We start from the raw sequence: 17,810 nt of genomic DNA, 5'->3' as shown, positions 1-17,810 counted from the left end.
GAGCGGAGTGTGAACTCATAACGGACCCCTGAGTGAAGGGTGCTCGCCCGATCACCGGCCGGCCCACTGCTCTTTGGCCGGCGTCACGCGACACCGCGTCCATTACACGTATCCGCGGGCCACCTGTCAACGCGCCCGCCGCCGCTGGCGGACCGGGCCGCGCTCAGGCAGGCTGAGGGGATGGTCTCGGTAGTACAGAACGTCGCGATCGACTGCTCGGACGCCTACGAACTGGCTTGTTTCTGGAGTGAGGTGACCGGCTGCCCGCTGCACCCGCAGGACGGACCGGGTGACCGGGAGATCCAGGTGATGCTCCCCGAGGGCCCACTGCTGTACTTCAACCAGGTGCCGGAACCGAAGACGGTCAAGAACCGGATCCACCTGTGCCTGCGCCCGACGACTTCGCGCGAGGAGGAGACCGAGCGGCTGCTGTCGCTCGGAGCCACTCTGGTCACCGACCGCAGGGAACCCGACGGTGCGGGCTGGGCCGTCCTCGCCGATCCCGAGGGCAATGAGTTCTGCGTCCTGCGCAGCGAGTCGGACCGCGCCGCGACGGCTCCCTGAGCCCCCGCGTCAGCGGGCCTCCTCCCTCTTCGGCTCGCTCCTGGACACGCTCCTCGGCTCGCTGCTCGGCTCGCTCTTCGACTCGCTCTTCGACGACGACAGGGGCGCCCAGGTGTAGCGGACGCGGACGCCCTGGTCCTGGAGCCAGGCGGTCTCGCGGCGGCGCAGTTCGGGCGCGGACTCCGGGGCGATGGCGCTGGGCCAGCGGACGAGCACCTCGGTGACATGGCCGGTTCTCACCAGTTGTCTCACCCGGCGCCACCCTCTGCGCTGGGCCGGGTCGGGCTCGCCGTAGGTGTCGGTGACGACCTCGGAGATCGTCAGCCCGCGCTCCTGGGCGAACTGGTGGCCCTCTCTCCGGGCGCGCTGCGTGGCCGCGCCGGGGGCTCGGGGGGCCCGGTCGGCGCATACGTACAGCACTACCGGAGTCGCGGTTTCACCGTGGGGGGTCATGGGTGCCTTCTGTCGTTGGATCGAGGAACGGGGATTCCTCGCCGCGCACAGGGGGCGTAGCGGGGGCTGTGCTGTGCCGATACCCATGGCTTCAGGGGTTGGCCGCCAACTCCGCCCAGACGACCTTCCCTTCGGCCCGCGCCGAACGTGTGGAGCCCCAGCGGTCCGCGAGTTGACGCACGAGGAGCAGGCCGCGCCCGTTCTCCTCGTCCGGTCCCGCGAGGTGGCTGGAGGGGCGGACCGGGGTGCGGTCCTCGTCGTGGAGTTCGATACGCAGGCGCCGCTCGTCGCCCGTCAGCGTGAGCCCGCACAGGACACGGCCGCTGTTGGTGTGCAGTACGGCGTTCGTGGTCAGCTCGGAGACGAGCAGCACCGCGTCGCAGCACGTGTCGCCGGGCACCTTCCAGGCGCGGAGCCGGTCCCGCACGGTGTCGCGGGCGGATCTCGCGCTGGTGCGCAGGGCGGGCAGGCCGAACCAGAACTCCCGGCAGGGCCCCATCGGGGCTAAGGCGGAGGTCGAGGGCGGGGCGGGGGCGGAGGACGTGGGCAGAGTCACGGGTGTCGCCTTCCAGTGCCTTCCGGGGGGCAGGCGCGGTATGGGGGTGCGGGCAGCGGCCCGGGGGGTGAGGGGCGGATGCGGCGGCGTGACCCCTGCGGCAGGGGGCCGAGGCGGGCACCCTGCGACGGGGTACCGACAACGACGACGACGGCGATAACGCCGACGACGGCATCGGCATCACGTGGCCCGTACGGACCGGATGCTGCGCCAGAGCTGCGACTTGACCACTCACATGTCAACTATCGCGTGATAGCACTCACGCTGCAACCGACTCCCTGATAATTTCAGCAGCGCGGGTATCACCCTGGCGTCGTCATCAAGCCACTGTCAGAATGGTGTTGTTGATGAAGCCTCAGGAGGTTGGGCGTGAGCGAAAGCCGTTCCGGCACCAGCGCGCCGACAGTCCTGCGCATGATCCTCGGACGCCGGCTCCAGGACATGCGTCTCGCGGCCGGTGCCTCATTGGAGGACGCGGCGAAGGCGCTGCGGGTGACACCCCTGACGATCCGCCGGCTGGAGAAGGCCGAGGTCGCGCTGAAGCCTCTCTACGTGGAGAAGCTGCTGGAGACCTTCGGCGCGGACCGCCAGGAGATAGACGAGTTCGTCGATCTGGCCGAGCAGGCCAACGAGCCCGGCTGGTGGCACTCCTACCGCGACGCCGTGCCCAGCTGGTTCACCGCCTATGTCAGCCTGGAGACCGGCGCCCAGACCCTGCGTACGTATGAACCCCAGTACGTGACCGGCCTCCTGCAGACGCACGACTACGCCCGTGCGGTGCTGCGCGGCGGGCTGCCGAACGGCAGCGACGAGGAGCTGACCCGTCGTGTGGAGCTGCGGCTGCGCCGCCAGAGCCTGCTTGAGCGGGAGGACGCCCCCACGCTGTGGGTGGTCATGGAGGAGGCCGTCCTGCACCGGACGGTGGGCAGCGCCGACGTGATGCGGGAGCAGATCGAACGGCTCCTGGACGTGTCCGAGCTGCCCCATGTCAGCCTCGACGTGGTGTCGTTCGACGCGGGTGCGCACGTCGGGGCGTGCGCGCCGTTCACATACTTCCGGTTCGCGGAACCCGAGCTGCCGGACATCGTCTACAGCGAAATCCTCTCCGCCTCCGTCTATCTGGACCAACGGGCGGACGTCGTCTCCCACCTTGAGGCGCATTCCCGTATGGCGCTGCTGACGTCGTCCGAGGACAGCAGAGCGCTCTTGAACCGCATGCGCAAGGAGTACTCGTGACGATCACCGACAAGTGCGTCTACAACGGAATGTCGGCCCGCGACCTCGGCGAACAGGGCTGGGAGCGTCCCTGGAGCGGGCCGAACGGCGGTCAGTGCGTCGAGACGAAGAAGCTCGCCGACGGCCGGGTCGCCGTACGGCAGTCGACCGACCCGGCCGGGCCGGCGCTGATCTACGCGCCCGAGGAGATCGCCGCGTTCCTCCGCGGGGTCAAAGAGGGCCTGGCCGATCACTTGGCCACCGGGTGAACCGGTGGCGGAAGGAAGGGACGGCGACACCGGTCCCGTCCCTGGCCTGCGGGCTGACAGACACACGGACGAAGGGGAGCACATGACCACCAGGCAGGCCGGCCGGGACCTCGACACGAGCAGGCCGCACTCGGCCCGGATGTACGACTACTTCCTCGGTGGCAAGGACCACTTCGAGATAGACAAGAAGGCGGCCCTGGTCGCCGCGGAGGCCCACCCCGGCCTCTTCGTGACCGCCCGCGAGAACCGGGCGTTCATGCACCGGGCCACCCGTGTCCTGGCCCAGGAACACGGCATCCGCCAGTGGCTCGACATCGGCACCGGCATCCCGACCGAGCCCAACCTGCACCAGGTCGCCCAGTCGGTGGTGCCCGAGGCCCGCGTCGTCTACGCGGACAACGACCCGCTCGTCCTCAAGTACGCGGAACGCCTGATGCGCAGCACGGCGCAGGGACGCACGACCTATATCGAGGCCAACGTCAAGGACCCCGACGCGTTGATGGACGCGGTGCGGGAGTCGGAGGTCCTGGACTTCGAGCGACCCATCGCCCTCTCCCTCAACGCGCTCATGCACTTCATCACCGAGCCGAACGACCCGTACGACATCGTCCGCCGGCTGCTCAGCTCCCTGCCGGTCGGCAGCGCGCTCGCGATGAACCACTGCACGCCCGACTTCGACCCCGTCACCTGGAACAAGGTCGCGGAGGTCTACACCGGCTCCGGGACACCTGTGCAGTTCCGCTCACGCAAGGACATCAGCCGCTTCTTCGACGGGCTCGACGTGATCGAACCCGGCCTCTGCTGCTGCCACCGCTGGCGTCCCGCCGGACCGGCCGACGGGACGGAGCCCAAGGACGCCGAGATCGGCCTGCTGGCGGGCGTGGGCATAAAGCGCTGACGGCACCGTGGGCCGGCCCGCCAGCCCGGTCCGTCCTGGGTCACGGGGGTGTCCAGGACGGAAGGTCGGCTGGGGCAGTCACGTCATGCGTCACGCCGATGGCGACCGGGAGGACGGCGAGGCGGGAGCGGCGTCCGCGGAGGGCTCCCGCCGCTTGTCAGCCGGGAATCGACGTCGTCAGGTACCACTGCTGGTCGGGATTGCCGGGGCCGTACTGATTCAGGTACGCGTTCCCCTGAGTGTCCGAATCCAGCGCGTTGCCTCCCGGGCTGAAAGACGGACCGTGCCGGACTCGAATACCTCGTCCCAGAAGTCTTTCCGCAGGGCCGGGTCTCCACATAGAGGGAGAAGGCGTTCTGCGGCCGCAGGCATCGGGCCATGCTCATGTTCTTGAGCTGGATCTTCCCGTTGACGACCTTGTGGTCCCGACGCTGGCTGGCTGCGGTGATCGAACAGGACGCGAACTTCGCACGCATACGCATGTGACCTCTTTCTTCGGCGAATGAAAGATGATGCAGCAAGTTAATTCCCTACACTGGCCCCTGGCGCTAACGTTTCACTAATGCCTCCCGGATACGAAAGAATGGGACCGGCGATACCCATGCCCGAATTGCGGGCACTGTCTCGAAATCATCTTTCCTTGGGCGCCGCTCCTCAGATCCAGCCGCGCTCGCGGGGCGCGAAGCGCAGCCTGGAAGCGGTTGTCGGCATCGAGTCTGCCAATGAGCCGGGCCACGTACTTGCGGTAGGTCCGCAGCGCCATGTTGAGCCGACGGACCCCTGTCTCGTCCTTGTCGACGAGATACAGGGTCCGGAGGATCTGCCGCTCGATCTCGGTGAGGGAGGGAAGCGCCTCATCGGGAAGTTCCTGCGAGGCCGCCCACATCAGCTCGAAGAGCAAGACCACAGTGCTCACCAGGCCGGGCTCACGCGTCAGGAGCGCCCGCGAGCCGTGTGGTGGGGGTCGATCGGGGGAGGGCCACGGCCCTATCGCAGATGATCACGCGCTCAATGGGGTACGCGGAGACGCGGATCTCCGCGCCACGGACCATGAGCTCCCTCAGATACGCGAGGGTCGTCTCGTCCTGCAGGCAGGCCGAAGCCATCAGTGTCCGCATCTGCACTCCCCGGCGCAGGATCCGCAGATCGACCGGACGCGAGATCTCGATCGACTCCGGGGAGAGGACGCCTACCGGGTTGGTCGTCAGGTTCTCGGTACGCGCGAAGAAGGTCACCTCGTCGATGGCACTCCGTACGGCTTCCAGGCCCTCGACCTACTGGGCCGCCGGACCGCCCTGCCCTGACACGTACGGGGAGACATCTGCCGTGGAACGTCCGTCAGGATGCTCTGGTTGAGGCTCAGGTCCTGGATCAGCCGTCGACAGAGACCCACCCTCCGCCCCTACCGGCCGACTGCGGATCTCGCAGTGGCCGCCTCGTGCACCCGGCGCTAGTGCCGGCTGAGGGCGAACGCCGCTCTGCGCTCCGAAAGAACTTGCCCCACCACGTACAGCTGCCCTGACGGAACCTGTGGCCGGAATCCTCCCTAGTAGGCTCGGAACGTGGCTACCCCTCTGTTCCTCGACACGGACCTACATAACCTTCCCAACCTCCCCGTGGAGGCCGTGGAACACGGTGAGGTCTTCACACGACGCTGGGTGGTCGACCTTGCCCTCGACCTCCTCGGTTACACCGCGGACAAGGACCTCACCGAGGTGAGGCTTGTCGAGCCCGCCTGTGGTGCTGGTGCATTCCTGGTCGCGATCGCTTCGAGGATCAGTTCGTCCTGCCGCGCGCATAACCGCCCCATCACGGATGCGCTCGCCGCAGTTCGCGCCCTGGACCTGTTGGACCGCAACGTGCTGCGGAGCCGCGCGACTGTCGAAACTCAGTTGGTGGCCGAGGGATGGCCGGCAGAGGAGTCACGGAAGGTGGCTGCAGCCTGGGTCGAACAAGGTGACTACCTACTACAAGCCGACGTCGGCAATCGAGCTGACTACGTAGTCGGCAACCCTCCATACATCCGCCTCGAAGATGTTCCCGATGCCCGGATGGCTGCATACCGTCAAGCCTGTACCACAATGGGTGGCCGAGCAGATATCTACGTCGGCTTCTACGAAGTTGCGCTACGGAGCCTCACCCCCGGGGGACGGCTCGGATTCATCTGTGCGGACCGCTGGATGCGGAACCAGTACGGTCGTAGCCTCCGGCAGATGGTGCGCAGCCGCTTCAGCATGGACGTGGCGCTAGTTATGCATGACGTAGACGCCTTCGAGGATCAAGTTTCGGCCTATCCGGCCATCACCATCATCTCCAACCGGACTCAAGGCCACGCAGTGGCAGCAGACACCACCCGGGAATTCGGCAGCGCGCAGGCCCCAGACTTTGTTTCCTGGTGTGCACAGAACTCCTCGGAGTCGATCACCACAACGGCATTCCGAGCAGCCCGCATGCCTAACTGGTTTCCGGATGAGGGTTCCTGGCCAGCCGCCTCCCCCTCCAGGCTGGCGGTACTCGAGGAACTCACAGAACGCTTCCGACTACTGGAAGACGGCAAGACCGGCACTCGGGTCGGCATCGGCATTGCCACCGGCGCCGACAAGGTCTTCCTCACGGCAGACAAGGGGCTCATCGAGAGCGACCGACTCCTCCCCATGGCCATGGTCCGCGATACGACTAGCGGTGTCCTCGACTGGCACGGCACATATCTGGTCAATCCATGGACAGCCGAGGGCCGTCTCGTCGATCTTGCCGCGTATCCCCGCCTCGCCTCGTACTTCGAGGAGCATGGAACCGCGCTACGGAAGCGCTACATCGCGACCAAGCAACCTGATCGCTGGTACAAGACGATCGACAAGGTCGATCACCGCCTGATTGGCCGTCCAAAGCTGCTGTTGCCGGACATGAAACTGACGATCCATCCGGTCCTCGATGAAGGCGGACTATACCCTCACCACAACCTGTATTTCATCGTCTCAGAAACCTGGGACATGCACGTTCTCGGCGGTCTGTTGCTGTCGAAAGTTGCCGAGGCTTTCGTAGAGGCGTACGCAGTCAAGATGCGGGGGGGGACGATCCGCTTCCAGGCTCAGTACCTCCGCAAGATCCGCGTGCCCGATCCGCTGGCGATCAGCGAGAGCGACCAGGTCGCACTCAGGGAAGCCTTCAACAAGCGCGATGTACAGGCTGCCACTGAAGCTGCTCTGCGTGTCTATGGGCTCGCCGAACTGCCTGACTAGAAAGGAACGGATCTTGACGGTCACCCGCCAAGACTTCGAGGACGCCATAGCTGCGTACTGGGATGCCAAGAAAACTCAGAGTGAGCTTTCCGTCATCAAGGACGCCGTGGGAGCGGGAACGGCTGGCTCAGTGCGAGGAGGTAAGCATTTCGACCATATCGCTGCTCTACTCGCCAAGTTCTTCCTCGACGCCGGCTACGCACCGGAAGACATTCGGGTAAACAAGCAGCAGGGGCTGGAGCTTCCTGGGTACTACCGACCCCAAAAGCAGTGGGATCTCGTAGTAACCCGCGGCAACACCTTGGTTGCGGCCTTCGAGCTCAAGGCCCTGGGCGGGCCTTCATTCGGAAACAACTACAACAACAGGGTCGAGGAAGCACTGGGCAGCGCCGTGGACCTGCGTCGTGCTGCACTCGCCGACGCCTTCCCTGGCGAGAGGCCATGGCTCGGGTATTTCTTCATCATGGAAGATCACCCCAAGTCCCGCAGCCCGGTATCGGTCCGGAAGGGGCCCTTCCCCGTTGAGCGAATCTGGCTGGGGAAATCCTATCAGGATAGATTCGCCATCTTCTGCGAGCGCCTGATGGACGAGGGACTTTACGACTCCGTCTGCTATATCTCGTCCTCAAAGGACGAGACGAAGCCTATCGAGCTCGTCACAAGCCTGGACTGGCGCCACTTCTCGGCAGCGATCAACGCTCGCATCAAGTACCTGGAGGACCTAGGGCTCCCTGGCCCTGATCAAGGCACGCTGTAGCTGTAACCGCCTCGCGGCGCCACCGGATTTGGCGCCGCGATCCACCTTGGTGGGCCTGCCGGGAACCTTCACTCCGATGAGGAGTCCCGACCTTTGCCGCTCGTCACATCACCAAGTGCGCCGATGAGTATTTTTAGCTCGCGCGGACTTTCATCGCAAGCAATCTCCGCTGATTCAATCAGCGCCTTAAGACCCTCCAGAGAGGATGTACTGCGAACGTAATTCACTATCCCAACCCAGTAGCCAATCGTCCCCGGAGCACCTCCGACATAAATCTCCTCGGGCAGCTTTGCACTGTCCAAGAACTCGTAGGCCTTAGTCTTCACGGGAAAAAGGGACAAAAGGGAGGCAGATATTGCCAGCTGCATGATATCCAGCCAAGCTGTACCGTCGAGCTCCGGGGCAGCCGCGGCTGCGTCCGAGTCAACCCGCAGACTTCCCCTCCGAGGCAGCAGCGCCCACGGGCCATCCCTGCCATGAGGTTCCCGCACTCCAGGTGGTTTGACCTCAGGCGCCGCCTCCAACGGCCTCTCTCCACCGCCCCCCGAAATCACCCGGGCAGCAGAAACCCACAACTCGTGGAGCCGAGAAACCTCTTCTTCCGGGTTCCGGCCAGCTAGCTCGGCAAGTTTATGTGCTAGATGGTCAACGAGTTCCGACCCAGGCAGGTCTGGCCTGCGGAAGGCGGCATGGATAGTGCTCTTGCTCTTGATGCGGTCTGCTGGCGGTCCTGCCATATCTGGACAACTCGGCCACCCAGCCAGCAAATGCAGCTCGTGCAGAGCTTCGTTAAGTTCCCTGAGAGCGCCCGGGGGGAGCCCCGGCTTCTGCAAGGCCCTGGCCACGACATACCCCCGACCGTCCGACACCGTCCAGAAACGTCCAGCAATACTCGCACGATGTCCAAACATGTGCTCGGGCGCCCCGATGCGTCGAAAAGCGGCCTCACACGTCCTGACCCGTCAGGGAGGGGTGACTGTAGGTGCAGGGCGCCCAGCCGAGGGCGCACGACCTGGAGGATCTCGAAAGCATGCCGAAGAATTCCCCTTCCGAGAAGGCCACCTTCAAGCGGTTGATCCGTACCGCGCTGTTCGCATCCGTGCGTGGGGCGGCGTACACCACAGGCGCTGCCATCGTGACGGCGGCCGCCTTGTGGCTGCAGAGCCTGTAGCTACTGGACTTGAACTCTCGCACCGGCCAAGTGGCGGGATCGCCATGCCTCCCGGACGCTCGCGACGACGCCGAGCGGCCGGGCTATGGACGTAGCTGCCGCTGGACAGCGGGCGCACTCAGCGATCACGAGAGAGCGGGATCCCGGGTGCACCCAGATGAGGCATGTGGCCGGGAATAACCTTGCTTGGGGCGTTCTGCGCAATAAGGCTCGTTGCGAACACTGCCGGCCGACGGAGGCAAGCCGTGCTGCGCATCCACTTCACCAGCGACGATCTGACGAATGTCCGCATAGCCCGTCACCCCGACCCGCTGTGGGAGATCGTGTGCAGCGTGAGCCGCCTGCAGACCCGTGACGGCGCCGCCCTCTTCGACCCGTGGAGGCGGGCGGCCGTCACGTTGGTCCGGCGGGGCGGAGCGGCCCGCGAAGCCGCGGCGGCACTGCGCAGCCTGGTGCCGTACACCGGATACTTTCCGGACTTCCTCACCCCGGCCGCAGAGGACCCCACCGAGGATCTCCACTCCGGTATCGACCAGGTGCTGACAACGCCACGCCCCCGCCTCAACGAGGAGTTGACTCTGCTGGCGACGGACGGCGCACACCCGTGGACGGGAGCCGAGCTGGCGCGCGGAGATGTCACGGCCCTGAGGGCACTGCGCGGACATCTACGCACGTACTACCGGGAGTTCATCGCACCGATGGACAGCCGCATCGGCGCGGCCACGGCGGCAGACGTGTCCCTGCGTACCCGCGCCCTGATGGACGGCGGAACGCGGGCGCTGCTCCACACGCTGCGGCCGATGGCGAGTTGGGAGCCACCCGTGCTGACGGTCGACTATCCGGTCGTACGCGATCTGTACCTGAACGGGCGGGGACTGCTGCTGATTCCGTCGTACTTCTGCTGGAGGCGCCCGGTGGCCCTGGCGGACGACCGGCTGCGACCCGTACTCGTGTACCCGGTCGACAGCCCCTTCTCGCCCCCGTCCGCCCACCAGTTGTCGCTGTCCCACCTGCTGGGTTCCACACGTGCCGCGCTCCTGTACGAGGCCGCCGTGCGCGTCTGCCCGACCACCTCCGAGCTCTCCGCCGCGACGGGCATGTCCCTGCCGACGGTCAGCGAGCAGCTGGCCGTGCTGCGGGACGGCGGACTGCTCGTGAGCCGACGCGACGGAAAACGTGTCCTGCATGCCCCAACACCGCTGGGTTTCCGCCTCCTTGACTGCACCTGACACCCCACAGCACGGCTGACATTTCGGCTGGAACCGAAACCCAGCACACCCCGTCCCCCGGCCGCTCCATGCTGATCCCCGCGGGCGCACACACCGCGCAACCGGGCAAACAGCGAAGAGAGGGCACAGACCAGATGAATCTCATGAAACGCCTCGGCACGACCGCGGCCGTGGCCACACTGCTGGCGGGCACGCTGCTGAGCATGACGGGCCCCTCCGCGGCAGCACAGGACAACGGACTCCGCGAGGTCAACTCCACGGTCGCGTCGGTCATGGGTGCGGACGTGGCGGCCAAGGGTCGCCGGATCGATGCGACCACCATGGACTACAACGGGTTCACCGCACGGAAGGCCGTCCAGGGTCAGGCACTCAACTGCTCCTACGAGCACCTGTGCATGACCGTTCGCGGTACGGAGTTCTCCTACTACACCTGCCAGTTGTGGACAGTCTCCAACTGGTACGGCACGGGCCCCTGGATCAACAACCAGACCCCGGGGACGGTCGCCAAGTTCTACGGGAAGTCGGGCAACAAGCTGTGGAGCTCGACCGCGTACAGCTCCGGCACAGCGAAGTGGGACCCGGTGTGGTCCCTGCGCCCCTGCTGACCCGGACCGGGTAGCCGAACACATTGGCAAAGGGCCTGCACCCGAGGGGTCGGGTGCAGGTACCGGGCCCCTCAGCCCCCGGTCCGGCGGTCAGGTCAGGAGGAGCCTCCGCGCGGGAAGGAGACCTCGACGCGGCGGTTCTTCTTCCGGCCCTCCTCCGTGCTGTTGTCGGCGATCGGGTACTGCTCTCCGTAGCCGCGGATCTCGAAGGTGACGGACGCGTCGAGCTGACCGGACAGCACCTTGTTGACCGCATCGGCACGCTGCTTCGACAGCACGTCTCCGTGGGCGGAGGAGCCGAGGTTGTCCGTGAAGCCGAATACCCGCACCTTGGTGGCGTTCTGCTTCTTGGCCTCAGCAGCGATGCCGGCGATACGCGAGTTGGCCTCGGCGCTCAGTTTCGCGCTGTCCTTGCCGAACAGGACCTCTGCCTGGAGGGCGAACTTGATGTCCGCGTTGGTGTCCTCGCGGCGCTCCTCCCCGCCTTGGTCCTCGACCACTTGGATGATGTCGAGGACTCTGGCCGGAGCAAGCTTGCTACCCTCCGGCATCTTGAGGTCGGGGTCGTTCCCGTCCACCTCGACCGGTGGCGTTTCCGAGGCTTCCGTTCCCGGAGGCACGCTGGGACCGTCATTCGCCTGTGCCGCCCCTGCGCCGAAGACCGACACACAAGACAGCAGGAAGGCAGTGACGACAATTGTTCCCGCGGCCTGCCTCGGCTGACGCGATGATGTGTAGGTCATGTCAGACATCATCCAGAGATCTTCAGTGAAGTGGTCGCAAACGTCGGCAGAGTGAAGTCAACCTCGGTCGTCGTGCTCGGCGGCGCCGGGAACTGCATGAACACCGGAGTGGATTTGCCGGGCTGGACCGCCGACATGTCCGATGTGCAGAGGCATCGGCCGTCCGTGTCACGGAGAATGTAGTAGCGCTTCTTGCCCGTCTTGTCCACCAGCGTCGCGCCGGCGACGGAGTTGAGATTGCTGTTCACGATCGTCGTCTCGGTGCCAACCCAAGCGGAGGGGTTCACGGGTGTGTCGCCCTTGTTCGTCAGATCTCCCTGCACGGTGACGAACCCACCCGAGTCGCGCTTCACCTGATTGATCACGAGCAGCATTCCCTTGTCGCCCCTGACCTGAGCCAGGTTCGCATCCGGGTCCACCTGTTCCCCGGCAGCGGTGTCCTCCTTCGCACCCTTGTCGCCGTCGGTGCCCTCGTCGGAAGACTTCGAGGACGACGACGTTCCGGGGCCATTCGCGCCCCCGCCGTCGTCGCCGCCGCAGCCGGTGACGAAGAGAGCCAGGACGGCCGCCATCGAGGTGGCCGCCACTGCCCTTCGGGACTTCGTGGTGCGGCGAATACTCATGGGCTCAGGATCCTTTACTCGTCTGCTCATCGTTCGCTGTCAGTCGTCGATCAGATGCACGGAGAAGATCAACTTGCCCAGTCCGTCGAGCGGATTCTTGTCGGCCAGGTCGATCGTGACATCCCGCCCCCCGTCGCAGCGGAACTCGAACGAGCCGGGCGCGTCCTCCGAATCGTCCTTGCCCTTGTCGTCCTTGTCACTGTCCTCGTCCTGACCCGATTCGGGCGTCTCGGGAGCGGACTTCAAGGAGCAGCGGAATTCGATCACCGCTGTGGCCGAAGCCGTGGCGTGGTCGTTCTTGGTCGAAGGGATCACTGAAGGACCCACGGTGTAGCGAGTCCTGACCTTGGCGGTGACTCTGTCCTGCCAATACCCCGGCCGCCAGTAGAAGTCGGTGACGTCCGACCGGTTCTTGGACGCGAGCCGAACAGCTTCTGACTCCCCTGCTCGGAAATACTGGTAGCCGCTCAAGAAGTCGTCCAGGCCGTTGGGGTCACGAAGGGCCTGGAGGAACGGCAGTTCCAGGTCGTCGCGGGCTTGCTGGGCCGCGGCGAGTGCGGCGGCGTCGGCGGCACCTTGGGCTCCGTTGCGAGCGGCCGCAGCCTGACCGACCGCAAAGAAGGCGAACGCGAGGAAGAGCAGGCCCGCCACCATCACAATGTAGATGGGGAAGGCCTGCCCTCGGTCTCTCGGGTCCCGCGCGGCCACTAACCCGCCTTGACCTGCTCCACCAACTTGGTGATACGCGTAGTGATCGCCGCTCCGATCCCCGAAGCCACCATCCCGCCGATGATCGCGACGACCACCAGGATGATGCCGAGGTACTCGAACGCCGTCTGGCCGCGGTCCGCGGTCTCGTAGCGCTTCTGGATCCTCGATACCGCGGTGTTGGCCCAGCCGTTGATGCGGACGGCGGTCTTCAGGGTGATGTTCGACATGGTGTTCCCCTCCGGATTCGGCCGACCGATTGCCGGCGGGCTCGCACGCTGCTTCGTTGTCGCTCCCGGTACCGGCTTCCTCCTGGCCGGTGCCGTGAGTGACGGGAGAAACGTACGGCGGAACGACCTGTCCGCCAGAGGGTCCCAGGGCCCATTCCCGGGCCCAATCACCCAGCTGGGTCCAGCGTTTTCCGTTCCGGCCCGGCATGGCTACCTGCCTCCTTGCGTGCCGGGGCCCGGGGTGGGGGCCGTGCCGAGCCAGCGGGCTATCGCCTCGCTCCGGCTGGTGCTGTGGAGCTTGGTGAAGATCCGGTTGATGTGGTTCTTCACCGTCTTCTCGCTGATGAAGCAGGTGGCGGCGATTTGCTGGTTGCTCATTCCCGACGCGATCAGCTCCATGACCTCCACCTCCCTCGAACTCAGCCCGTGCTGCGGCCTGTTAGGGGCTGCGACCGGGCCCCCGTTCATTGAAGACTGTCCCATACTTAATTGCACATGCGAAAGCCCCTGTGGTTGCTGTGCGGGGCGAATCGCAGGTGGCGGCGTCGGTGCGGGCGTTCCCGGCCGGGGGGCGTGTGCATACGCACCAGGGACGGGGGCGGCGCTCTCGTAGCCGGGTAGCCGGTAGGGAACGCCCGTGGTCAGGGCGGATCCGAGGCCCTCCGGGAGGGGGGCGGCCTGTGGTCCGGGGTCCTGGCGCATGTGGGCCAGCAGGGCGTCCGCCGCCGTGGCGGTGAAGTGCGCGCGGCCGCTCCTCGTGTCGCGTACGGCCTGTACGAGCTGGTCCGCCGTGAACTCGCCGTGGACCAGGTAGCCGCTCGCGCCCAGGCGCAGCGCCTCATGGACGACTTCGCTCTCGCGGCTGTAGGTCAGCATCATCACGGGGGCGACCCGCACCAGGTGCGGCAGGGCGGATATGCCGTCCACGCCGGGCATCCGGACGTCGAGCAGGACGACGTCGGGACGGTGGCGCAACGCCATCTCGTAGGCCTGGCGGCCGTCCGCCGCCTCCGCCGCGACCTCTATGTCCTCGCGTCCGGAGAGCAGGGCGCCGAGGCCGGCCCTGACCACCGGGTTGTCGTCGGCCACGACCACCCGCAGCAGGCCGGTTGCCGGTGGGAAGGCGGGGAGGGGGGTGGGGGGCGCTGTCTGTCGCGGGGCGGGGAGGCCCGGGGAGCCGGCTTCCGAATTCATGGGCGTGGCGTGCGAGGACGTGTGCTGGGAGGCGTGGTGCCGCGCGTCCCAGTTCCGGCCGGCGGCGTGCGAGATCTCGTCCGGCATGGTGCGGCCTCCTCTCAGAGAGCGGTACTTCGGGGGGAATGGTGGGGGGAATGGTGGGTGGAGTCGTGGGTGGGCGGTGCGGGGGACAAGGTCTTCAGGGGCAGCTCCAGGCGGACTTCCGTGCCGGTCGCCGCCTCGCCCCTGCCGATCCGTATGCGTGCGCCGATGGACGCGGCGCGTTCGACCATGCCGACGAGGCCGAAGTGGCCGGCCCGTTGGAGGTCGTCGAGCGTGGTGCCCGCCGGGAGGCCCTGCCCGTCGTCGTACACGCTGACGCGCAGTAGGCCGCCCTGCACGCCGGCGAGCACGGTCACACAGGAGGGGTGGGCATGGCGCTGCGCGTTCTCCATCGCCTCGGAGGCGATGGTGAGGAGCTGACGGCCGACCGCCTGGGGCACCGCCGGTACGGGCGTCTCCTGGAGGGTTTCGAAGGTGGCGGCGAGGTTGTGGCGGCGGGTGAAGTCGGCCGTACGGGAGCGGAGTTCGGTCATGATGTCCACCCCGCCGTCCAGGCCGTGGTCCCGGCGGAGGTCGGAGAGGAGCTCCCGTGACTCGGCGGCGGCGCGGCGGGCGGAGCGGGCGACCAGTTCCGCCTGGTGCTTGACCGTGAGGGGGTCCATCCGGTCGGCGGAGTGGGCCAGGCCGTCAGCGGCGAGGGCCAGGCCGTGCAGGGTCTTGGCGACCGAGTCGTGCATCTCGCGGGCCAGCCGGGTGCGTTCGGTCACCACGGCCTCGCTGACCGCGAGCCGGGCCCTGGTCTCCGTGAGGGCCTGGCTCGCGGTGCCGAAGCGGAGCAGCAGGTTGCGCAGGGTGACGCCGACGGCCCCGGCGATCACGCAGAATCCGGGGAGGAGGAGCGCGGTCGCCTCGCTGCCGTCCAGCTTCGGGTCGGCGCCGTAGACGACGAAGATGATCACCGTCTGGAGCGCGGTGAACACCGCGGAGCCCCGCCAGCCGTAGACGAGCCCGGCCAGCAGCGGCGTGCAGACCGTGACGTACGCCAGGGTGGATTCCGGTGTGGCCGTGATCAGGAGCAGGGCGCCGAAGCAGGCGTCGACGCCGATCAGCCAGCGGTGGCGCAGGAAGATGGGGCCGAAGCGCTCCCAGTCCCGGAAGAGGACGTAGGAGCCCATGAAGGTGACGACGATCGCCGCGCCGATGAGCCAGGTCGCCGGGCCAGGCGCCGTGCGGCCGATGGCGAACGGTGTCGCCATGGCGATCATCGCGAGCCGGAAGCCGAAGACCTGGCGGCACATGGCCTGGAGGGCGTTCAGCTGGATCGCGAAGGCCGGGCGACCGGTGGGGTTGGCGAGCGCCTGGCGCACGTCGTTCGCGGGGTCCGTCCGCGGGTCGCTGAGTGGGAATGCCATGGCCTGTCACCTCCGCCTGCGCGTGTCGCTCATCATCCTCGTCATGCGGGTCATCCGCCGAGGAACGAGAAGTCGACGTCGGCCCCGTACACAAATCCGACCGTCAGCAGCAGCAGGGTGCCGGGGAGCAGGAAGGTGGTGACGGCGAAGGTCGCCTTCGGGACGGCCTTGGCCGCCTTGCGGCGGGCGTTCTGGGCGTCCGTGCGGCGCATGTCGTTGGCGATCTGGATCAGCGTCTCGACGATCGGCGCACCGAGTTCCTCGCCCTGCTGGAGTGTCGTCACGAACATCGCCACCTGCTCCGAGTCGTTGCGCCTGCGGAGCTCCTCGAAGGCCTGGCGGCGGCTGACGCCCATGTCCATCTGGCGCAGGGTGATGCGGAGTTCGTCGGCCCAGGGGCCCTCGTACTTCTCCGCGACGCGTTCCAGTGCCTGCCGGAAGCCGAGGCCCGCGGAGACGACGACGGCGAGGACGTCCAGGAAGTCGGGGAGCGTGCGCTCGATGTGGTCCCTGCGGACCCGGACGGCCGACCAGATGCCGACCTCGACCCAGAAGGCGCCGAACGCGACGAGCAGGACGGCGAGGAAGAGCTGCCCGCGCATCAGCATCGTCAGGGCGCCGAACGCGCCGAGCGCCCCGTAGACGGCGCGGCGGGCGGCGTACCGGTCGATGGTGAGCCCGCCGGGGTTGCCGGCCATGTCGATCTGGCGGCGCTTCTTGCCGACCGCCTTGGCGCCCATCATCCTGAGCACCGCGGGGGCCCACCGCATGCCCATCCGGTCGATGACGGAGCCGACCGCGCCGGTACGGGTGGAGCCGACCTCCAGGGCGATGGCGAGGTCGCCGGGGAGCTTGGCGTCGGCCCGGTACATCCGGATGCCGGCGATCGTGCCGTACACGGCGAGACCCACGACGAGTGCGAGCAACAGGTCCATGTCCGCTCTCCTCCCCTCAGACGTCGATACGGGACAGGCGGCGGATCACGACGAATCCGATCGCGTACAGGATGAGCGCGACGACCACCGCGACCTGGCCGATCAGCGCGCCGGTCATCCGGTCCAGGGCGCCCGGCATCACGGCGTTCATCAGGAGCATGGCGGCGAAGCCGAAGCCCGGGACGGCGTACGCCGTGACGGTCACCTGCGAGAGCTGGGTCTTGACCTCGCGCCGGGTCTCCTTGCGCTCCTCCAGCGTCTGGGTGAGGTTGCGCAGCGAGCTGACGACCATGCCGCCGGCCCGGTTGGACAGGACGAGGGTGGTGACCAGGACGACGAGTTCGCGGGAGGGCAGCCGCTCGGTCAGCTCGCTCAGCGCGTCGTCCAGGGATTCGCCGACGTCGAGCCGGCGTGCGACCCGGGCCAGTTCCTCGCCCGCGGGGTCCTCCAGCTCCTCCGCCGCCATGGCGAGCGCGGTGCGCAGGGCGAGTCCGGCCTGGGTGGCGTTGGCGAGGATGCGGGAGAGTTCGGGGAGCTGGTTGATGAAACGGTCGGTGCGCTTGGTCCGCTGCCAGTTCAGGAAGGCGTTGGTGCCCCAGAGGCCGATCAGGGCGGCCACCGGGCCGAAGAAGGAGGCCAGGACGGAGGAGGCGGCCAGCCAGAGCCCGGCCATGGCGACCAGCGCGTAGACGACGAACTCGCCCGGCGTGATGTCCAGGCCGGTGGCCGTCAGCTTCAGCTCGATCCTGCGGCCGAGACCCGTCCTGCGCAGCCGCCGGTCGACGCCCTGGAAGCGGCGGTGGCGGCCGGCGGACGGCAGCTGTCCGGGGTGCGAGAGGCGGTCGAGGAGGGCGTCGCGGTCGGCCTTCCCGCCGGCGTACGCGTGCAGACCCACGACGCCGAGTACGCCGCAGACGAGGGTGACGCCAATCGTGAGGAGGGCGAGATTGGTCATGGCGCGGTA

General features: G+C 67.1%; 22 protein-coding genes. 9 read left to right on the top strand and 13 right to left on the bottom strand.

What is annotated here, in order from left to right:
- The first annotated feature begins 180 nt into the window (after nucleotides 1–180).
- Nucleotides 181–564 carry a VOC family protein gene (locus ACFVQ0_RS11405; RefSeq protein WP_390086790.1) on the top strand — a complete coding sequence of 128 codons (384 nt, stop codon included), beginning with the start codon at nucleotides 181–183 and terminating at the stop codon, nucleotides 562–564.
- 9 nt (nucleotides 565–573) lie between these two features.
- Here the strand turns inward: ACFVQ0_RS11405 and ACFVQ0_RS11400 are convergent, their stop codons facing one another.
- Together ACFVQ0_RS11400 and ACFVQ0_RS11395 are read right to left on the bottom strand one after the other, a co-directional pair.
- Nucleotides 574–1,017 (bottom strand): hypothetical protein, encoded by a 444-nt coding sequence (locus ACFVQ0_RS11400; protein WP_390086788.1) that lies wholly within the window; start codon nucleotides 1,015–1,017, stop codon nucleotides 574–576.
- Between the two features lie 91 nt (nucleotides 1,018–1,108).
- Complete coding sequence (locus tag ACFVQ0_RS11395) at nucleotides 1,109–1,573, bottom strand: ATP-binding protein (RefSeq protein ID WP_390086786.1); 465 nt, start codon at nucleotides 1,571–1,573, stop codon at nucleotides 1,109–1,111.
- A 369-nt stretch (nucleotides 1,574–1,942) separates the two neighbouring features.
- Here ACFVQ0_RS11395 and ACFVQ0_RS11390 point away from each other — a divergent pair, with 369 nt between their 5' ends.
- The 3 genes from ACFVQ0_RS11390 (at nucleotide 1,943) to ACFVQ0_RS11380 (ending at nucleotide 3,955) form a co-directional block, all read left to right on the top strand.
- Nucleotides 1,943–2,809 (top strand): helix-turn-helix domain-containing protein, encoded by an 867-nt coding sequence (locus ACFVQ0_RS11390; protein ID WP_390086784.1) that lies wholly within the window; start codon nucleotides 1,943–1,945, stop codon nucleotides 2,807–2,809.
- The gene (locus tag ACFVQ0_RS11385) at nucleotides 2,806–3,057 is read left to right on the top strand and encodes a DUF397 domain-containing protein (protein ID WP_024494753.1); all 252 of its coding nucleotides are present in this window, start codon (nucleotides 2,806–2,808) and stop codon (nucleotides 3,055–3,057) included. Before ACFVQ0_RS11390 ends, ACFVQ0_RS11385 begins: the two co-directional genes overlap by 4 nt.
- 82 nt (nucleotides 3,058–3,139) lie before the next feature.
- Entirely contained in the window at nucleotides 3,140–3,955 is an 816-nt protein-coding gene (locus ACFVQ0_RS11380; protein ID WP_390086782.1) for an SAM-dependent methyltransferase, read from the top strand.
- Nucleotides 3,956–4,514: 559 nt separating this feature from the next.
- Here the strand turns inward: ACFVQ0_RS11380 and ACFVQ0_RS11375 are convergent.
- Nucleotides 4,515–4,871 (bottom strand): hypothetical protein, encoded by a 357-nt coding sequence (locus ACFVQ0_RS11375; protein WP_390086780.1) that lies wholly within the window; start codon nucleotides 4,869–4,871, stop codon nucleotides 4,515–4,517.
- A 10-nt stretch (nucleotides 4,872–4,881) separates the two neighbouring features.
- A complete protein-coding gene (locus ACFVQ0_RS11370; RefSeq protein ID WP_390086778.1) occupies nucleotides 4,882–5,190 on the bottom strand; it encodes a hypothetical protein in 309 nt (102 codons plus the stop codon).
- A gap of 327 nt (nucleotides 5,191–5,517) precedes the next feature.
- Here ACFVQ0_RS11370 and ACFVQ0_RS11365 point away from each other — a divergent pair, with 327 nt between their 5' ends.
- Both ACFVQ0_RS11365 and ACFVQ0_RS11360 read left to right on the top strand, forming a co-directional pair.
- The gene (locus ACFVQ0_RS11365; protein ID WP_390086776.1) at nucleotides 5,518–7,194 is read left to right on the top strand and encodes an Eco57I restriction-modification methylase domain-containing protein; all 1,677 of its coding nucleotides are present in this window, start codon (nucleotides 5,518–5,520) and stop codon (nucleotides 7,192–7,194) included.
- 13 nt (nucleotides 7,195–7,207) lie between these two features.
- Nucleotides 7,208–7,951, top strand: a complete 744-nt coding sequence (locus ACFVQ0_RS11360; RefSeq protein ID WP_390086774.1) for a PaeR7I family type II restriction endonuclease — start codon at nucleotides 7,208–7,210, stop codon at nucleotides 7,949–7,951.
- A gap of 68 nt (nucleotides 7,952–8,019) precedes the next feature.
- Here ACFVQ0_RS11360 and ACFVQ0_RS11355 read toward each other — a convergent pair whose 3' ends face one another.
- Nucleotides 8,020–8,319 (bottom strand): hypothetical protein, encoded by a 300-nt coding sequence (locus ACFVQ0_RS11355; RefSeq protein ID WP_390086772.1) that lies wholly within the window; start codon nucleotides 8,317–8,319, stop codon nucleotides 8,020–8,022.
- 662 nt (nucleotides 8,320–8,981) lie between these two features.
- Here ACFVQ0_RS11355 and ACFVQ0_RS11350 point away from each other — a divergent pair.
- The 3 genes from ACFVQ0_RS11350 to ACFVQ0_RS11340 all read left to right on the top strand — a co-directional run bounded on the left by ACFVQ0_RS11350 (nucleotide 8,982) and on the right by ACFVQ0_RS11340 (nucleotide 10,956).
- On the top strand, nucleotides 8,982–9,122 hold the full coding sequence (locus ACFVQ0_RS11350; protein ID WP_390086770.1) for a hypothetical protein: 141 nt from the start codon (nucleotides 8,982–8,984) through the stop codon (nucleotides 9,120–9,122).
- Between the two features lie 245 nt (nucleotides 9,123–9,367).
- A complete protein-coding gene (locus ACFVQ0_RS11345) occupies nucleotides 9,368–10,351 on the top strand; it encodes an ArsR family transcriptional regulator (RefSeq protein ID WP_390086768.1) in 984 nt (327 codons plus the stop codon).
- Nucleotides 10,352–10,494: 143 nt separating this feature from the next.
- Entirely contained in the window at nucleotides 10,495–10,956 is a 462-nt protein-coding gene (locus ACFVQ0_RS11340) for a hypothetical protein (protein ID WP_390086766.1), read from the top strand.
- Nucleotides 10,957–11,051: 95 nt separating this feature from the next.
- On the opposite strand, the gene ACFVQ0_RS11335 is transcribed toward ACFVQ0_RS11340, so the two are convergent.
- The 8 genes from ACFVQ0_RS11335 to ACFVQ0_RS11300 all read right to left on the bottom strand — a co-directional run bounded on the left by ACFVQ0_RS11335 (nucleotide 11,052) and on the right by ACFVQ0_RS11300 (nucleotide 17,801).
- Nucleotides 11,052–11,699, bottom strand: a complete 648-nt coding sequence (locus ACFVQ0_RS11335) for an OmpA family protein (protein WP_390086764.1) — start codon at nucleotides 11,697–11,699, stop codon at nucleotides 11,052–11,054.
- A gap of 8 nt (nucleotides 11,700–11,707) precedes the next feature.
- The gene (locus ACFVQ0_RS11330) at nucleotides 11,708–12,322 is read right to left on the bottom strand and encodes a hypothetical protein (RefSeq protein WP_390086762.1); all 615 of its coding nucleotides are present in this window, start codon (nucleotides 12,320–12,322) and stop codon (nucleotides 11,708–11,710) included.
- Between the two features lie 39 nt (nucleotides 12,323–12,361).
- The gene (locus tag ACFVQ0_RS11325; protein ID WP_390087765.1) at nucleotides 12,362–12,976 is read right to left on the bottom strand and encodes a pilus assembly protein TadG-related protein; all 615 of its coding nucleotides are present in this window, start codon (nucleotides 12,974–12,976) and stop codon (nucleotides 12,362–12,364) included.
- Between the two features lie 53 nt (nucleotides 12,977–13,029).
- A complete protein-coding gene (locus ACFVQ0_RS11320; RefSeq protein ID WP_390086761.1) occupies nucleotides 13,030–13,260 on the bottom strand; it encodes a hypothetical protein in 231 nt (76 codons plus the stop codon).
- Nucleotides 13,261–13,470: 210 nt separating this feature from the next.
- A complete protein-coding gene (locus ACFVQ0_RS11315; protein ID WP_390086759.1) occupies nucleotides 13,471–14,541 on the bottom strand; it encodes a response regulator in 1,071 nt (356 codons plus the stop codon).
- Between the two features lie 14 nt (nucleotides 14,542–14,555).
- Entirely contained in the window at nucleotides 14,556–15,911 is a 1,356-nt protein-coding gene (locus tag ACFVQ0_RS11310; protein WP_390086757.1) for a sensor histidine kinase, read from the bottom strand.
- A 50-nt stretch (nucleotides 15,912–15,961) separates the two neighbouring features.
- Nucleotides 15,962–16,846: a DUF5936 domain-containing protein gene (locus ACFVQ0_RS11305; RefSeq protein WP_390086756.1), complete on the bottom strand. Its 885-nt coding sequence runs from the start codon at nucleotides 16,844–16,846 to the stop codon at nucleotides 15,962–15,964.
- A gap of 16 nt (nucleotides 16,847–16,862) precedes the next feature.
- The gene (locus tag ACFVQ0_RS11300; protein ID WP_390086754.1) at nucleotides 16,863–17,801 is read right to left on the bottom strand and encodes a type II secretion system F family protein; all 939 of its coding nucleotides are present in this window, start codon (nucleotides 17,799–17,801) and stop codon (nucleotides 16,863–16,865) included.
- Nucleotides 17,802–17,810: the final 9 nt, after the last annotated feature.

Source organism: Streptomyces sp. NPDC057900 (genome assembly GCF_042887885.1).
Lineage (GTDB): Bacteria > Actinomycetota > Actinomycetes > Streptomycetales > Streptomycetaceae > Streptomyces.
The sequence above is the reverse complement of the archived record's forward strand: the minus strand, read 5'-3'. Positions and strand labels throughout refer to the sequence as shown.

Coding starts and splice junctions, on each gene's coding strand:
- ACFVQ0_RS11405 (WP_390086790.1), top strand. CDS start 181: ATGGTCTCGGTAGTACAGAACGTCGCGATCGACTGCTCGGACGCCTAC.
- ACFVQ0_RS11400 (WP_390086788.1), bottom strand. CDS start 1,017: ATGACCCCCCACGGTGAAACCGCGACTCCGGTAGTGCTGTACGTATGC.
- ACFVQ0_RS11380 (WP_390086782.1), top strand. CDS start 3,140: ATGACCACCAGGCAGGCCGGCCGGGACCTCGACACGAGCAGGCCGCAC.
- ACFVQ0_RS11355 (WP_390086772.1), bottom strand. CDS start 8,319: ATGCAGCTGGCAATATCTGCCTCCCTTTTGTCCCTTTTTCCCGTGAAG.
- ACFVQ0_RS11350 (WP_390086770.1), top strand. CDS start 8,982: ATGCCGAAGAATTCCCCTTCCGAGAAGGCCACCTTCAAGCGGTTGATC.
- ACFVQ0_RS11340 (WP_390086766.1), top strand. CDS start 10,495: ATGAAACGCCTCGGCACGACCGCGGCCGTGGCCACACTGCTGGCGGGC.
- ACFVQ0_RS11335 (WP_390086764.1), bottom strand. CDS start 11,699: ATGACCTACACATCATCGCGTCAGCCGAGGCAGGCCGCGGGAACAATT.
- ACFVQ0_RS11330 (WP_390086762.1), bottom strand. CDS start 12,322: ATGAGTATTCGCCGCACCACGAAGTCCCGAAGGGCAGTGGCGGCCACC.
- ACFVQ0_RS11325 (WP_390087765.1), bottom strand. CDS start 12,976: ATGGTGGCGGGCCTGCTCTTCCTCGCGTTCGCCTTCTTTGCGGTCGGT.
- ACFVQ0_RS11320 (WP_390086761.1), bottom strand. CDS start 13,260: ATGTCGAACATCACCCTGAAGACCGCCGTCCGCATCAACGGCTGGGCC.
- ACFVQ0_RS11315 (WP_390086759.1), bottom strand. CDS start 14,541: ATGCCGGACGAGATCTCGCACGCCGCCGGCCGGAACTGGGACGCGCGG.
- ACFVQ0_RS11310 (WP_390086757.1), bottom strand. CDS start 15,911: ATGGCATTCCCACTCAGCGACCCGCGGACGGACCCCGCGAACGACGTG.
- ACFVQ0_RS11305 (WP_390086756.1), bottom strand. CDS start 16,846: ATGGACCTGTTGCTCGCACTCGTCGTGGGTCTCGCCGTGTACGGCACG.
- ACFVQ0_RS11300 (WP_390086754.1), bottom strand. CDS start 17,801: ATGACCAATCTCGCCCTCCTCACGATTGGCGTCACCCTCGTCTGCGGC.